At 67.7% G+C, this 14,524-nt stretch carries 17 protein-coding genes; 13 read left to right on the plus strand and 4 right to left on the minus strand.

What is annotated here, in order from left to right:
- The 13 genes from P3W85_RS02115 to P3W85_RS02175 form a co-directional block, all read left to right on the plus strand.
- The coding region (locus P3W85_RS02115) for a c-type cytochrome (RefSeq protein WP_276263550.1) at nt 1–248 on the plus strand (248 nt) is incomplete at its 5' end.
- Nucleotides 173–1,423: a cytochrome D1 domain-containing protein gene (locus P3W85_RS02120; RefSeq protein ID WP_276263551.1), complete on the plus strand. Its 1,251-nt coding sequence runs from the start codon at nt 173–175 to the stop codon at nt 1,421–1,423. The genes P3W85_RS02115 and P3W85_RS02120, both read left to right, overlap by 76 nt.
- 13 nt (nt 1,424–1,436) lie before the next feature.
- Nucleotides 1,437–2,420 carry a siroheme decarboxylase subunit beta gene (locus P3W85_RS02125; RefSeq protein WP_276263552.1) on the plus strand — a complete coding sequence of 328 codons (984 nt, stop codon included), beginning with the start codon at nt 1,437–1,439 and terminating at the stop codon, nt 2,418–2,420.
- Nucleotides 2,417–2,905 (plus strand): Lrp/AsnC family transcriptional regulator, encoded by a 489-nt coding sequence (locus P3W85_RS02130; RefSeq protein ID WP_017230335.1) that lies wholly within the window; start codon nt 2,417–2,419, stop codon nt 2,903–2,905. Before P3W85_RS02125 ends, P3W85_RS02130 begins: the two co-directional genes overlap by 4 nt.
- 6 nt (nt 2,906–2,911) lie before the next feature.
- Nucleotides 2,912–3,466: a siroheme decarboxylase subunit beta gene (locus tag P3W85_RS02135; protein WP_276263553.1), complete on the plus strand. Its 555-nt coding sequence runs from the start codon at nt 2,912–2,914 to the stop codon at nt 3,464–3,466.
- Nucleotides 3,467–3,468: 2 nt separating this feature from the next.
- The gene (nirJ, locus tag P3W85_RS02140) at nt 3,469–4,632 is read left to right on the plus strand and encodes a heme d1 biosynthesis radical SAM protein NirJ (protein WP_276263554.1); all 1,164 of its coding nucleotides are present in this window, start codon (nt 3,469–3,471) and stop codon (nt 4,630–4,632) included.
- 53 nt (nt 4,633–4,685) lie between these two features.
- Nucleotides 4,686–6,164: a cytochrome D1 domain-containing protein gene (locus P3W85_RS02145; protein WP_276263602.1), complete on the plus strand. Its 1,479-nt coding sequence runs from the start codon at nt 4,686–4,688 to the stop codon at nt 6,162–6,164.
- A 10-nt stretch (nt 6,165–6,174) separates the two neighbouring features.
- Nucleotides 6,175–6,936 carry a uroporphyrinogen-III C-methyltransferase gene (cobA, locus tag P3W85_RS02150; RefSeq protein WP_276263555.1) on the plus strand — a complete coding sequence of 254 codons (762 nt, stop codon included), beginning with the start codon at nt 6,175–6,177 and terminating at the stop codon, nt 6,934–6,936.
- A gap of 225 nt (nt 6,937–7,161) precedes the next feature.
- Nucleotides 7,162–9,192: a ribonucleoside triphosphate reductase gene (locus tag P3W85_RS02155; protein ID WP_276263556.1), complete on the plus strand. Its 2,031-nt coding sequence runs from the start codon at nt 7,162–7,164 to the stop codon at nt 9,190–9,192.
- Between the two features lie 61 nt (nt 9,193–9,253).
- Complete coding sequence (nrdD, locus tag P3W85_RS02160; RefSeq protein WP_276263557.1) at nt 9,254–9,454, plus strand: anaerobic ribonucleoside-triphosphate reductase; 201 nt, start codon at nt 9,254–9,256, stop codon at nt 9,452–9,454.
- A gap of 58 nt (nt 9,455–9,512) precedes the next feature.
- Complete coding sequence (locus P3W85_RS02165) at nt 9,513–10,157, plus strand: anaerobic ribonucleoside-triphosphate reductase activating protein (RefSeq protein WP_276263603.1); 645 nt, start codon at nt 9,513–9,515, stop codon at nt 10,155–10,157.
- Between the two features lie 111 nt (nt 10,158–10,268).
- The gene (locus tag P3W85_RS02170) at nt 10,269–10,622 is read left to right on the plus strand and encodes a metal-sulfur cluster assembly factor (RefSeq protein ID WP_276263558.1); all 354 of its coding nucleotides are present in this window, start codon (nt 10,269–10,271) and stop codon (nt 10,620–10,622) included.
- Nucleotides 10,571–11,758 (plus strand): hypothetical protein, encoded by a 1,188-nt coding sequence (locus tag P3W85_RS02175; protein ID WP_276263559.1) that lies wholly within the window; start codon nt 10,571–10,573, stop codon nt 11,756–11,758. The genes P3W85_RS02170 and P3W85_RS02175 overlap by 52 nt, the downstream gene beginning before the upstream one ends.
- A 56-nt stretch (nt 11,759–11,814) precedes the next feature.
- Here P3W85_RS02175 and P3W85_RS02180 read toward each other — a convergent pair whose 3' ends face one another.
- The 4 genes from P3W85_RS02180 to P3W85_RS02195 all read right to left on the minus strand — a co-directional run bounded on the left by P3W85_RS02180 (nt 11,815) and on the right by P3W85_RS02195 (nt 14,358).
- Nucleotides 11,815–12,261, minus strand: coding sequence for an RrF2 family transcriptional regulator (locus tag P3W85_RS02180; protein ID WP_017226766.1), 447 nt, complete (start codon nt 12,259–12,261; stop codon nt 11,815–11,817).
- Between the two features lie 253 nt (nt 12,262–12,514).
- Nucleotides 12,515–12,814 carry a DUF2249 domain-containing protein gene (locus P3W85_RS02185; RefSeq protein WP_017226767.1) on the minus strand — a complete coding sequence of 100 codons (300 nt, stop codon included), beginning with the start codon at nt 12,812–12,814 and terminating at the stop codon, nt 12,515–12,517.
- 112 nt (nt 12,815–12,926) lie between these two features.
- Nucleotides 12,927–13,607: a Crp/Fnr family transcriptional regulator gene (locus tag P3W85_RS02190; RefSeq protein WP_017226768.1), complete on the minus strand. Its 681-nt coding sequence runs from the start codon at nt 13,605–13,607 to the stop codon at nt 12,927–12,929.
- 238 nt (nt 13,608–13,845) lie between these two features.
- Nucleotides 13,846–14,358, minus strand: a complete 513-nt coding sequence (locus tag P3W85_RS02195; RefSeq protein WP_035811540.1) for a hemerythrin domain-containing protein — start codon at nt 14,356–14,358, stop codon at nt 13,846–13,848.
- Nucleotides 14,359–14,524 lie beyond the last annotated feature (166 nt).

A 14,524-nucleotide genomic window follows, 5' to 3' on the forward strand; every position in this document is an offset into this window, starting at 1 on the left:
ACGATTGTGGCGCATGCCATGGCATGACCCTGCGTGGCGGCCTGGGGCCGCCGCTCGTCGCAGCGGCGCTGGCCGGCAAGCCACACGACGCCCTAGTGGCAACCGTGCTGCAAGGCCGCCCCGGCACCGCGATGCCCCCCTGGCAACCCTTCATGACGCAAGACGAAGCAGCATGGCTGATCGAACGACTTCAGGCGGGCGAAGCGCCCGCCGTACTACCTCCCGCAAGCACTGGACCGGCCCGCTGAAGCTGGCCGCCGCGCTCGCCCTGGCTGCCGCCGGCCTGGCTGGCTGCGCCGGCGGGGCGGACGGGATGATGCGCGGCACCGGTGACCTGGGCGTGGTGATCGAGCGCGCCGCCGGCCGCATCCAGGTCGTGGAAACCTCGGGCATGACCCGGCTGGCCACCGTGGCCGGGCTTGGCGACCTGTCGCACGCCAGCGTGGTGTTTTCGCGCGACGGCCGCTATGCCTATGTCTTCGGCCGCGACGGCGGCCTGTCGCGCGTGGACCTGCTGCGCGCGCGCGTGACGCATCGCGTGATGCAGGCCGGCAACAGTATCGGCGGCGCCATCCTGCAGGACGGCAGCGTGGTTGCAGCGCAGAACTATGCACCCGGCGGCATCCGCCTGTTCGATGCCGCCACGCTGGAGCCGCTGGCCGAGATCCCCGCCATCGGCCGCGACGGCCGCCGCTCCAAGGTGGTCGGACTGGCCGACCTGCCGGGGCGGCGCCTGGCCGCCAGCCTTTTCGAATCCGGCGAGATCTGGATTATCGACGCAGCCGATCCGCGCCATCCACAGGTCACCCGGCTCGACGCCGGCCGCGAGCCATACGACGGGCTGGTCACACCCGATGGCCGCTGGTACCTCGCTGGTCTCTTCGGCGAGGACGGGCTTGCGCTGGTGGACCTGTGGCAGACCCCGCCGGCGGCGCGCAAGGTGCTGGCGGGCTACGGCCGCGGCGAAACCCGGCTGCCCGTCTACAAGATGCCGCACCTGCGCGGCTGGGCGATGGCGCAAGGCCAGGCCTGGCTGCCGGCGGTAGGGCGCCACGAAGTCCTGGTGGCCGATCCGGCGCGCGGATGGCAGGAGAGCGGCCGCGTTGCGCTGGCCGGCCAGCCGGTCTTCGTGATGGCACGCCCGGACGGGCGGCAGGTCTGGGTCAATTTCGCCTTTCCCGACAACGACACCGTGCAGGTAATCGACACCGCCACGCGCCAGGTGGTGCGCACCATCAAGCCATGCCGGGGCGTGCTGCACATGGAATTCACGCCCAAGGGGGAAGCGGTATGGCTGTCATGCCGCGATGAAGACCGCGTCGAGGTCTACGACACCGCCAGTTTCGCCCGCCTCGCCACGCTGCCGGCCGACAACCCGAGCGGCATCTTTTTCACCGTGCGCGCGCAGCGCTTCGGCATGTAGATCCACACCGACCATGTACGACGAACGCCAACTCTACGACCACATCCAGCGGGATTTTCCGCTACAGCCGCGGCCCTTCCAATGCGTGGCCCAGGCGCACGGCCTGAGCGAACAGGCCGTGCTCGGCCTGCTGGCGCGCGATCTGGGCGCCGGACGCGTCAGCCGCATCGGCGCGGTCTTCGCCCCCAACACGATCGGCGTCAGTACGCTTGCCGCCCTCAAGGTGGAGCCGGCCTGGCTGGACCGGGTGGCGGCACGCATCAGCGCCAATGCCGCCGTCAGCCACAACTATGCGCGCCACGGGCACGCGTATAACCTGTGGTTTGTCGCCGGGGCGCGGCACCGCGCGGCGCTCGACGCGGCACTGGCAGCGATCGGCGCCGAAGCCGGCCAGGCGCCGCTGGACCTGCCGCTCGAGCGCGAATACCACATCGACCTGGGCTTCCCACTGTGCCGCGAGGTCCGCAAGCCATCGTGGCCGACGGTCAGGATGCCGCCCCTGCAGCGGCTGGACGACGACGACTGGCGCCTCGTGGCGGCGCTGGAAGCGGGCCTGCCGCTGACCCCGCGCCCTTATCACGCGCTGTCCCGGCAATGCGGCATGCCGCTGGATCGCGTTCTGGCACGGCTATCGCAGTGGCACGCCTGTGGCGTGATCCGGCGCTTCGGCGCGATCCTGCACCATCGGCGCTTTGGCTACAGCCATAACGCGATGTGCGTGTGGGATGTGCCGGACGGCCGGGTCGATGCGCTGGGCAAGCGCCTGGCGCGGCTCTGCGCGGTCAGCCTGTGCTACTGCCGCGCGCGGCGGCTGCCGCATTGGCCCTACAACCTGTTCGCCATGGTTCACACGCGCAGCGAGGATGAACTGCAGGCCGCGCTGGCGCTGTTCGACCAGCAATGCGGCCTGGCCGCCGCGCCGCGCGCGGTGTTGCTGGGCAGCCAGTGCTACAAGCAGCGCGGCACCCGTTATGCCGGCGCGCAGGTCAGCCTATGAGCGCAGCCCGCACTTTGGCCACCGGGGTATCGCCCGTAGTACTGGACGCGCTCGACCGCCGCATCATCAACGCCCTGCAAGGTGGCTTTCCGCTGACGCCGCGCCCCTATGCCGATGCAGCCAGCGCGCTCGGCACCGACGAGGCCACGCTGCTGGCGCGCCTGCAGGCGATGCTCGATGGCGGGATACTGACCCGCTTCGGTCCCCTGTACCAGATCGAACGGGCGGGGGGGCGCTTCGTGCTGTGCGCCTGCCACGCGCCGGCCGCGCGCACGGAAGCCGTGATCGCGGCCATCAATGCCCATCCAGAGGTTGCCCATCACTACGCGCGTACCCACCACCTCAACCTGTGGTTCGTGCTAGCGGTCGCGCACCCGGACGCCGTGGCGCAGACGCTCGCGCGCATCGAAGCCAGTGCCGGGGTGGCGGTGCTGGCCTTCCCCAAGGAGCGGGAGTTCTACGTCAATCTCTACCTGAGAGCATAAGCATTCATGCACGATAAGCTCCTCACGCAAGCATTGGATACCCCGTTCTCCGGCATTGCCGGCGCTGACGATGCCGCCTTGCCCGACGCGCTCGACCGCGCCTTGATGCGCGCCACGCAAGCCGGGCTGCCGTTGGTGGCAGCGCCCTATGCGGCGCTGGGCGCCGCGCTTGGCATCAGCGAGCGGGAGGTCATCGCCCGTTTCGAGGCGATGCGGGCCAGTGGCCTGATGCGCCGGCTGGGCGCGGTTCCCAATCACTACGCGCTGGGCTGGCGCGCCAACGGCATGACCGTATGGGACGTGGCCGACGAGCGCATCGAGGCGCTTGGCCAGCGGGTCGGCGCGCTGCCTTTCGTCAGCCACTGCTACCGGCGCCCGCGCCGGCTGCCGCAATGGCCCTACAACCTGTTCGCCATGGTCCACGCACGCACGCGCGCGCAGGCATTGCCGCTGGTGGCGCAGATCGGCGCCTTGCTGGGCGACGCCTGCCGGGCGAACGATGTGCTGTGGTCCACCCGCATCCTGAAGAAGACCGGGCTGCGCCTGCTGCAAGGAGACTAGATATGTTCCGCCTGTCCCGATTCATGGAAGCCCTGCGCGACGGCGGCCCGGTGCCGTCCCCGCGCAAGCCCGCCGGCCCGGTGGTCATCTGGAACCTGGTGCGGCGCTGCAATCTCAACTGCAGGCATTGCTATTCCACGTCGGCCGATACCGACTTCAAAGGAGAGTTGACCACGGCCGAAGCCCTTGCCGTGCTGGCGCAACTGAAGCAGGCACGCGTGCCGGCGCTGATCCTGTCGGGCGGCGAACCGCTGCTGCGGCCCGACCTGTACCAGTTGGCCGGGCGTGCGCGGGCGCTGGGTTTTCACCTGTCGCTGTCGTCCAACGGCACGCTGCTTGACGGCGCGCACGCGGCGCGGCTTGCCGGCGCGGGCTTTGACTACGTGGGCGTCAGCCTGGACGGGCTCGAAGCCACCCACGATCGTTTCCGGCGCTGTGCCGGCGCGTTCGCGCAGGCGCTGGCGGGCCTGCGGGCCGCCAGCGCCGCCGGCCTGCGCGTGGGCGTACGCATGACGCTCACCGAAGCCAACGCGGCGGAACTGCCCGCGCTGGTGGCGCTGACAGAGGCCGAGGGGATCGACAAGTTCTACCTGTCCCACTTCAACTATGCGGGCCGCGGCCGCGGCCACCAGGACGACGATGCCCGCCATGCCGGCACCCGCGCGGCACTGGACTGGCTGTTCGACCACGTATGGGCGCGCGCGCGGCAAGGCCGCGCCGGCGATTTCGTCACCGGCAACAACGATGCCGACGGCGTTTACCTGCTGCACTGGATCGCGCGGCGCTATCCCGCGCGCGTGGCCGACATGCGGAGGCGCCTGGTGGACTGGGGCGGCAACGCCACCGGCGTGAACGTGGCCAATATCGACAACCTCGGCAACGTCCACCCGGACACCATGTGGTGGCAGGTGACGCTGGGCAATGTGCGCGAACGGCCGTTCGGCGAGATCTGGGCCGATCGCAGCCATCCGCTGATGGCCGGCCTGGCCGCCCGGCCGCGCCCGCTGCAGGGCCGCTGCGCAAGCTGCGCGCAGCGCGCCATCTGCAACGGCAACACCCGTGCGCGCGCCTATGCCGTGAGCGGAAACCCCTGGGCCGAAGACCCGGGCTGTTACCTGACCGAGGCGGAGATCATGACGCCGCTGGCTGCGGAGGCCCTGGTGTGAACACTTCGATCCCGTCGTCGCGATGGTGCGCGCTGGCCGCCACGCTGATTGCCGTGCCCTATGCCGCCGCGGCGCTGGCCGCGACGCAGCCCCCGGATGCCGCCGCGCTCTACAGCCAGCACTGTGCCGCCTGCCATGGCCCCGAACGCCTGGGCGGCATGGGGCCCGCACTGCTGCCGGAGAGTCTGGAGCGCCTGCGGCCCCAGGAGTTGGCGGCGGTATTGCGCGAGGGCCGTCCCGCCACCCAGATGGCGGGCTTTGCTGGCAGCGTGGACGCGGCCGGGCTGGACGCGCTGGCGGCGTGGTTGCGCACTGCGCCGGCGGCGATGCCGGGTTGGACGGCGGCCGATATCGACGCGTCGCGCATCGTCTATCATGCGCCCGGCAGCCTGCCAGCGCGCCCGGTGTTCAGCGCCGATCCAGCCAACCTGTTCCTGGTGGTGGAGGCCGGCAGTCACCATATCAGCGTGCTGGACGGCGACAAGCTCGAACGCATTCACCGTTTCCGCAGCCGTTTCGCCCTGCACGGCGGCCCCAAGTTCAGCCCCGACGGACGCTATGTGTTCCTGGCCAGCCGCGATGGCTGGGTCAGCAAGTTCGACCTGTGGAACCTGACGCTCACTGCCGAAATCCGCGTCGGCATCAACACCCGCAACGTTGCGGTCAGCGACGACGGCAAATGGGTGCTGGCCGGCAACACGCTGCCGCAGACGCTGGTGCTGCTGCGCGCGGAGGACCTGGTGCCGGTGCGCGTGTACGACGTAAGGGGTGGCGATGGCACGGCCTCGCGCGTGTCGGCGGTGTACGATGCCGCGCCGCGCCAGAGCTTCATCGCCGCGCTCAGGGACATCCCGGCAGTGTGGGAGATCCCGTACGGCGGCGCCGTCGATGCCACATCATCCGCCGGCCAATTCACCCCCCGCGTGATCGCGCTGGACGAAGTGCTCGATGACTTCTTTTTCGACCAGGGCTACCTGCACATTCTTGGCGCCTCTCGCAACGGGCATGGCCAGGTGATTGATCTTGCGCAGGGGCGCAAGGTGGCCGACCTGGCTTTGTCCGGCATGCCGCACCTGGGCAGCGGCATCACGTGGGTGCGCCACGGCCGCGAGGTGATGGCTTCACCAAACCTGAAGCAAGGCCGCATCAGCGTGATCGACATGCGGACCTGGCAGACCGTCGGCAATATCGAGACCAACGGACCGGGGTTCTTCCTGCGCAGCCACGAGAACACGCCATATGCCTGGACCGACGCCATGATGAGTCCGCGCCGCGACACGTTGCAGGTCATCGACAAAGAGAGCTTGCAAGTGGTGGCCAGCGTCACGCCCAGTCCGGGCCGCACCGCGGCGCACGTGGAGTTCACCCGCGATGGCCGCTACGCGCTGGTCAGCGTGATGGAGCAGGACGGTGCCATCGTGGCCTACGATGCCACCACGCTGCGCGAGGTCCGGCGTATCCCCATGGACAAGCCGGTCGGCAAGTACAACGTATTCAACAAGACCACCCGTTCGTCGGGCACAAGCCATTGAGGAGCATGAGATGAACAGACCGCTGAAGCCGGGCAAGGTATGGCTGGTGGGGGTGGGGCCCGGCGATCCGGACCTGGCCACTGTCAGGGCTGCGCGGGTGCTCGGCCAGGTCCAGGTGTGGCTGGTGGATGATCTGGTGTCGTCCGACATGCGCCGTTATGCCAGGCCCGGCACGCAGATCATATCGGTGGGCAAGCGCGGCGGGCGTTGCTCGGTGAGCCAGGCCAGCATCCATGCGCTGACGCTGGCGCATGCACTGGCCGGCCGCGACGTGGCGCGCGTGAAGGGCGGCGATCCGCTGCTGTTTGGCCGCGGCGGCGAAGAGGCTGAATTCCTGCGCGCGCACGGTATCGCGGTGGAGGTGGTCAACGGCATCAGCAGCGGCATGGCCGCAGCGCAGGCGCTGGGCATCGCACTTACGCATCGCGCACACTGCCACGGCGTGACCTTCGTCACCGCGCATACCAGCGGCGACGGCGGCCCCGACTGGCGGGCACTGGCCGCCGGCGGCACCACACTGGTCATCTACATGGGCATGGGGCGGCTCTGCGCCATTCGCGACGCCTTGCTGGCCGCGGGCATGCGGCCCGACATGCCGGCCGGCGTGGTCATGCATGCCAGCGGCCCCGGCGAGCGCCGCTGGTCCGGCACGCTGGCCACGCTCGCCGAGGCGCTCGCGGCCGGCCTGGCCAGTCCGGCGGTGGTTCTGATCGGCGGCGTGGTGGAGCGGGCTGTGGCCACGCAAGCCGTGGCACGCATGAACGCCGCGTGACCGGGTCGCGATCGTCCGCGCCCGGCGCTCGCCCACCGTTGGCGGCGCGGCGGGCTGCACGCTACGGCGTGCGTATTCGCATGCTCTCCGGTATTCCCGGCGCAAGCCGTGGGCATTGGAAAAAACCACCGGATATGCCATACGCTTGCCCGTCGTCAATCAACATATAGTGTTTGACCGGTACGCTCTGTCCCACATCTAGTGTGAATATTGCCGGGAGAATGTATGGAGCACTGTACCGAAGCCGTTGTTGCCAGCCTGCCCAGGGAGGTCGTCAAGCGCGATGGCGAAAGAACCGCTTTCGCCATCGAGCGGATCCGGTCCGCGCTGCGCCGCGCCGGCGCCGCAACTGGCGAGTTCGCCGATGCGCAGGCAGGCGACCTCGCGGAGCAGGTGGCCAGGGTCCTGGCACACCGCTTCCATGACCAGACGCCGGGCGTCGAGCAGATCCAGGACGTGGCCGAGCAGGTGTTGGTTGCCGCCAACCACTGGAACACCGCGCGTGCGTTTATTGCCTATCGCGGCCAGCACGCCAGGCTGCGCCAGGACCGCAAGGCCCTGGTCGACGTGGAGGCGTCGATCAACGAATACCTGAGCAAGGCGGACTGGCGCGTGAATGCCAATGCCAACCAGGGCTATTCGCTGGGCGGACTGATCCTGAACGTGGCAGGCAAGGTCACCGCCAATTACTGGCTGTCCCATGTCTACGCGCCTGAAATCGGCGAGGCCCACCGCAACGGCGATATCCATATCCACGATCTCGATATGCTCAGCGGCTACTGTGCCGGCTGGTCGCTGCGCACGCTGCTGCATGAAGGCTTCAATGGCGTGCCGGGCAAGGTGGAGGCAGGCCCGCCCAAGCGCATGTCGTCCGCCGTGGGGCAGATCGTCAACTTTCTCGGCACGCTCCAGAACGAGTGGGCCGGTGCGCAGGCGTTCTCGTCGTTCGACACCTATATGGCGCCGTTCGTGCGCAAGGACGCCATGTCCTATGCCCAGGTGCGGCAGTGCATCCAGGAACTGATCTACAACCTGAACGTGCCGTCGCGCTGGGGTACGCAGACGCCCTTTACCAACCTGACTTTCGACTGGACCTGCCCCGAGGACCTGCGCGAGCAGGTGCCCGTCATCGGCGGCCAGGAAATGCCGTTCGCCTATGGCGAATTGCAGGAAGAGATGGACCTGATCAACCGCGCCTATATCGAGGTGATGACGGCGGGCGATGCCAAGGGCAGGGTGTTCACCTTCCCCATCCCAACCTACAACATCACGCGCGACTTCCCATGGGAGTCGGAGAATGCCACGCGGCTGTTCGAAATGACCGCCCGGTACGGGTTGCCGTACTTCCAGAATTTCATCAACTCGGAGCTGGAGCCGAATATGGTGCGCTCCATGTGCTGCCGGCTCCAGCTCGACCTGCGCGAGCTGCTCAAGCGCGGCAACGGCCTGTTCGGCAGTGCCGAGCAGACCGGCAGCGTAGGCGTGGTCACCGTCAATTGCGCACGCCTGGGCTACCTGCATGCGGGCGACGAAGCGGCGCTGCTGCGCGCACTGGACCGCCTGCTCGAACTGGGCAAGCAGAGCCTGGAGAACAAGCGCAAGCTGATCCAGCACCTGATGGACCAGGGCCTGTTCCCTTACTCGAAGCGCTATCTCGGCACCTTGCGCAATCATTTTTCGACGCTGGGCGTGAACGGCATCAACGAGATGATCCGCAACTTCACCGCGGACGCGCACGATATCACCTCGGAGTGGGGCCATGCGTTCGCGCTGCGCCTGCTGGAACACGTGCGCGAGCGCATCGTGGACTTCCAGCAGGAAACCGGCCATCTCTACAACCTCGAAGCCACGCCGGCCGAGGGTGCCACGTACCGCTTCGCTCGCGAAGACCGCAAACGCTGGCCGCAGATCCGCCAGGCCGGCACGGCCGCGCAACCCTACTACACAAACTCCTCGCAGCTGCCCGTCGGCTGGACCGACGACCCCTTCGAGGCACTGGCGCGGCAGCAGGTATTGCAGTCCCGGTACACCGGCGGCACGGTGCTGCACCTGTATATGGGCGAGCGCCTGTCCAGCGGCGAAGCCTGCCGCGAACTGGTGCGGCGCGCACTGACGCGCTTCCGCCTGCCGTACATCACGGTGACGCCGACGTTCTCGATCTGTCCCACGCACGGCTACCTCGCTGGCGAGCATCCGTTTTGCCCGCGCTGCGACGAGGAGATCCTGGCCCGCAAGCGGGTTCCGATCGCTGCCTGACGTGGATCATCCAGTTTTATCGTGCGCATTTTTTCAACCCACCCACAACGGAGTACACCCCATGACTGACCAATATCAATCCTCGCCAGCCATTCAAGCCGAACCTGGCGACGCCGTGCTGCGCGACGAGGAGCGCCAACCCTGCGAGATCTGGACCCGGGTGATGGGCTACCACCGGCCGGTCTCCAGTTTCAACACAGGCAAGCAGGGCGAGCACCGCGAGCGCCGCTTCTTCTCGGAGCCTCGTGGCATTGCGGCCTGACGCCTGCGCGGGGACGGCCAGGCATCGCCGCAACGCGGACCCGTTGCGCGTGGGCGGCATGACGGCGCTGACGACCATCGATTTTCCCGGTCGCCTCGCCGCAGTCGTGTTCTGCCAGGGCTGTCCCTGGCGCTGCGGCTATTGCCACAACCAGGCGTTGCTGGACACCGCCGCGCCGCCCGCCATCGCCTGGGCGGACGTGCTGGATTTCCTGCAGGCGCGGCAAGGCCTGCTCGACGGCGTGGTGTTTTCCGGGGGCGAGCCGACCCTGCAGGCGGGCCTGCCCGGTGCCATCGAGGACGTGCGGGCGCGAGGCTTCCAGGTCGCGCTGCACACCGCCGGCATGTACCCGGATCGCCTGGCCGCCATCTTGCCCCGACTGGACTGGATCGGCCTGGATCTCAAGGCACCCCTGCATCGCTATGACAGCGTTACGCGGGTACCGGGCAGCGGGGAGCGGGCGTGGGCATCGCTGCGCCGGTGGCTTGCCAGCGGCGTGGCGGGCGAGTGCCGCACCACCTGGCACGCCGGCCTGTTCGGTGTCGCCGAGCTGCACGCGCTGGCCGAACGGATCGCCGCGCTTGGCGTGACGCACTGGGCATTGCAGGAGTGCCGCGGCAGCGGCGCGGGCGCTTCGCTTGGCCGTCAGGATATCGACAGGCTGGCAGCGCATTTCAGCAGTTTCACCCTGCGCAAGGCATGACGGAAGCGCCGGCCTTGCGCTATGTCAACCGACCGGCGGTACGGGGCATGCAGGACGCGTGGCCCGTACTACCATGGACTGTGCGTAACAGGAACGCGAAAAGGAGGGAGCATGCTCACCAGGCAAGCATCGAACGGGAAAGGCAGGCTTGACTACCAGGGCCCCGAGGAATGGCGCATACCAATCATGGATGCCCTGCGCCGCGTGGTCGATCCGGAACTGGCGCTGGGCATCCTCGAGGTTGGCCTGATCTACGGCGTCACCGTATCCGACGGATCGGTGCGCGTTTCGATGACGATGACTTCGGCCGCATGCCCGGTGGCCGACATGATCCTGGACGACGTACAACTCGAGCTTGAGGGCGTGATGCCGTTGGGGTACCTGATCGAAGTGGAACTATGCTGGGAGCCCGCATGGACGCCGGAGCGCATGAGCGCCAGCGCGAAGCACGCCATGGGATGGTGAGCATGGCCGCGCGCCGCGCGCAAGGGCGCCGGCGCAAGACCTGGCCTCGGCTGGCAGTGCTGCTGCTGGCCGTATTCGCGTTGCTCGCGGGCATGCTCGGCGGCCTGTTGCGTGCGGGCGTGGCGTTGCCTGGGGCGGACGGCTATCGCCTGCTATGGCACGCGGTTTCATTCCACGGCGCGTTGATGACCGGCGGCTTCTTCGGCACGGTCATCGGCATCGAGCGCGCGGTGGCGCTTGGGCGTCCCGCCGCCTTCGCCGCGCCGGTGGCATCGGGGCTGGGTGCCTTGCTGATGGTGGCGGGATTCCCCGCCGCCGGCGCGTGGGCCTTGGCGGCCGGCGCGCTGGTGTTCGTGGGCGTCAGCGTGGCCGTGCTGCGGCGCCAGCCGGCTGCCCATACCGCCTTGCTGCTGGTCGCCTCCGTGGCCTGGCTGGCAGGAAACGCGGCGCTGGCTTCGGGCCGCTGGCTGGCCTCGGCCAACGCCTGGTATTTCATCTTCCTGGTAGTCACCGTTGCTGCCGAGCGGCTTGAAATGACGCGCCTGATGCGCCGCCGGCCCGGCGCGCAAACGGCCTTGCTTGCCATTCTGGCAGCGCTGATACTGGGTGCTGCCGCCTCGGCGCTGGCAGGGAACGCGGGCAGGACAGGTGGCGTCGTCTATGGCGTCTCGCTGGCGTTCCTTGGCGCCTGGCTGGCACTGTTCGACATTGCGCGCCGTACGGTGCGCAGCCGTGGACTGAGCCGCTATATGGCGGTCTGCCTGCTGCTGGGCTATGGCTGGCTGCTGGTGGCAGGCGTGGCATGGGCCGGCACCGCGGCCGGGCTGCCATGGCGTGACGCGGCGCTGCATGCGCTGGGACTGGGTTTCATCGTCAGCATGGTGATGGCGCATGCGCCTGTCATCCTGCCGGCGATCACGCGCGTCAAGCTGCAGTTCGGCAACAGCTTCTATGTGCCGCTTGCCTTGCTGCACTTCTCCCTGGCCGCGCGGCTGAGTTTCGGCCACCAGTTGCCGGCCGTCAAGGCCGCGGCGGCGATCGGCAACGTTGCTGCGATCCTGGTGTTTATTGCCGTGGTGGCCGCCGCAGCGCGGGCATGGCGGGTCCGCGCGGCGCCGCGTCTGCGGCAGTCCTGAACCTTCCGCCGGACGCGGCCGGCGCCGGGGCCGCATCGGCACCGGCGGCATGGGCCTCAGCTTTTGCCGGGATTCAGCACTGCCGCATGCGGCGGGGCCGAGCGCGTTCGCGCCAGCACGTCAGCGAGGGTATAGCTTTCAAGATGTTGCAGGAAGCTCCGGCGAGCGCCGTCCATGACGCAGCAAAGGGGCTCATCGCTCGCGAGCTTGCAGGCGCCACCGTCGGCCAGGCAGGCAAGCAGATCGAAATCGGGCTCCACGCTGCGAACCACGTCGCCAAGATTGATGCTCCCTGGCCCGGATGACAACTGGATGCCACCGCCTCTGCCGCGCACGGTTGCGATCCAGCCCTGGCGGCTCAGCTTGTGCGTCACCTTGACCAGGTGCGCCCTGGAGATGCCGTAGGCCTGCGCGATCTCGCTGTTGGTGCACAGCCGTTCAGGATGGCGCGCCACGTAGATCAGCAGCCGTAGCGCGTAGTCGGTCATGGTGGTCAGGCGCATCGTATGGCTGTGCGGTGGCAATACCGTCGACGGTTAAAAAAAGAAGCCTGCCCGTAGATCGTACGGACAGGCTTTCGGCAGGACAGCAACATCAAGGCCGCCGGGCGCCTTGCACCACAGCGCGGCGGCCTCATTGGTATCTTGCCCCAGGCCCGCCGGGACCGGCTTGTCCGCGGGCAAGCCAATCGCGGATCGTGCGGTTCGTGCGGTTCGAGGGCGCGCAGGTGATCTGGGTGCCGGATAACGGCAAGGTTCAGCCGCCGCTGCAGCCGCAGCCCGTGCCGTTTGCGCTGCCGCATCCTTGCGCGGTACCCGCTGGATGGACGGTGAAGTCGATCACCACGGCATCGTCCGCGCGCTGAACATAGGCAATGTGGAGTTGGTCTTGATAGCGCCGGCGCAGTTGTTCGATCAGGGGAAGGGGATCGTGGTCGTTGACGAAGCGCATCGACTCGCCTTCGCCCAGCGCTTCCAGCGCACCAAAAATCGCGGCATGGCGAAAGCGCTTGGCAATGCCGCGCGCGTCGAAGATGAAGGGGGAACTGGTCTGCATGGCAGGCTCCTTGGCATGGTGGTTACGCAGCAATGCTAACGAGGGATCGGCCTGCCGCGATTGACGCCGGTCAAGCAATTTCCGCTTCGGATTCCACGCCGGCAAACAGGACTCAAGCTCCGGCAAACCGGCGCTGAAGTGCCTGGACATCGTGGATCAGGACCTCTGGGCCAGCCACGCTGATCAAGGCGGCTTCGCTGAGCCGCTGCAGGGTGCGCGAAAGCGTTGCCGGCGACAGCCCCAGCTTGGAGGCGATGAGATTCTTGTTGACGGCGAAGCGCGTAAGGTTGCCCTCGCGCGGCCCGTTCAGAAGGTAGCCGATCACGCGCTGTTGCGAGTTGTGCAGGTTCACCGTCTCGATATCCTGCACCAGGGCGTGCAGGCGCATCGACAAGCCGGCAAGCATGCGCCGCGCAAAGGACGGGTCGCGATCGATGGCGGCGAATATATCCTTCTTGTCGAGCAGGATCAGCAGTGTGTCTTCGAGCGCTTGGGCATCCACCAGGTAAGGGCGGTCCAGAAACATGACAGCCTCCCCGAATGCTTCGCCGGGGCCGAAGAATTCGACGACCTTCTCCGGATTGCCGTTTATCGAAGGCAGTGCCAGCTTGATTTGGCCAACGGCAACAACATATAGTCCCGGCGCCGCGGCGCCACGCCGGAAGACATGGCTGTGCTTGGCGACCCTGACCTCATGGCAGGAACCGGCAAGCTCGGCCAGCTGCGCTGCGTCGAGGTTCCGGAACAGGGGCAGGCTGCCAAGCAGTCCGTCGAGATTGAGTTTGTGGCGCATGGCATGCCTCAGTGGCGATAGTTGCATCTGTTATCTGTCTGTCGAGGCAAGCCTCCAGGGCTTGCCGGCCGCGCGGGCCGGCACAGTGTGGCGTATCCGGAGCACGACGACAGGCTCGTAGCGCATAGGATTCCACGCCAGGCCCAGCCGGATCTTGTGGCAGATCAAGTCATCCTGCCTTAGCCTGCAAGCGTTGACGATCGGTGAAATGGAGCAGGGATGCCCGTGCTTGCTGCCACTAGCGTGCGCCTCTTCTTTGCGCCATGCGCAGGCCAATCCCGGCAAGGCGCTCGCGCGATAGCCGGACGGCGGCGGGATAAACTTCGTGCTCCTCCCGCAATGCGTGCTCGGGATAGCGGGTGGCGAACGCGCTGAGCTCTGGTGGAGCGGGGTGGCTTGCTCCCTGAGAGAGCGCCTCCAGCCACGGCTGCAGGCAGCACCACAATTCGGCCAGGTGCCCATGCTCGGCATCCAGCTCGTCGATACGCGCAGTCAGGCTGGCGTCACCCAGCTCCCGCAGCGCCGGGAACAGGTCTTCCTCCTCGTCGGCGTGGTGCAGCGGCGCCGCGATCTGGAAGTATCTCAGCACGCTGGCGGCGGCGGCTTGCGCGTCTTCATCCGCGCCGTGCAGCGTTGCGTGTTGCTCAAGCCTCTGGCACAAGCCAGCGAATCGCCGCACCTTCTCGTGGCAGGCCAGCAGCAGTTCAATCGGTGAATCGAAGCCAGGAAGGCTGGCGGCGGAAGAAAACATGATCGCGCTCCGGTTGGGCCAGGCCGTCTTCAATTGCCTGCTGCAGACTCGTCAAGTATCGCCCGAAGCGGGGTGTGCCCTTTTTGATATAGCGCAAAGGGGGCGCGGCGCCGGCTCACGGGTGGCTTCGCCAGTAGTGCAACCTTTTACCGCGATCAAAGACAAG

It is taken from the genome of Cupriavidus basilensis (assembly GCF_029335485.1).
In the GTDB taxonomy this organism is placed as follows: domain Bacteria; phylum Pseudomonadota; class Gammaproteobacteria; order Burkholderiales; family Burkholderiaceae; genus Cupriavidus; species Cupriavidus basilensis_E.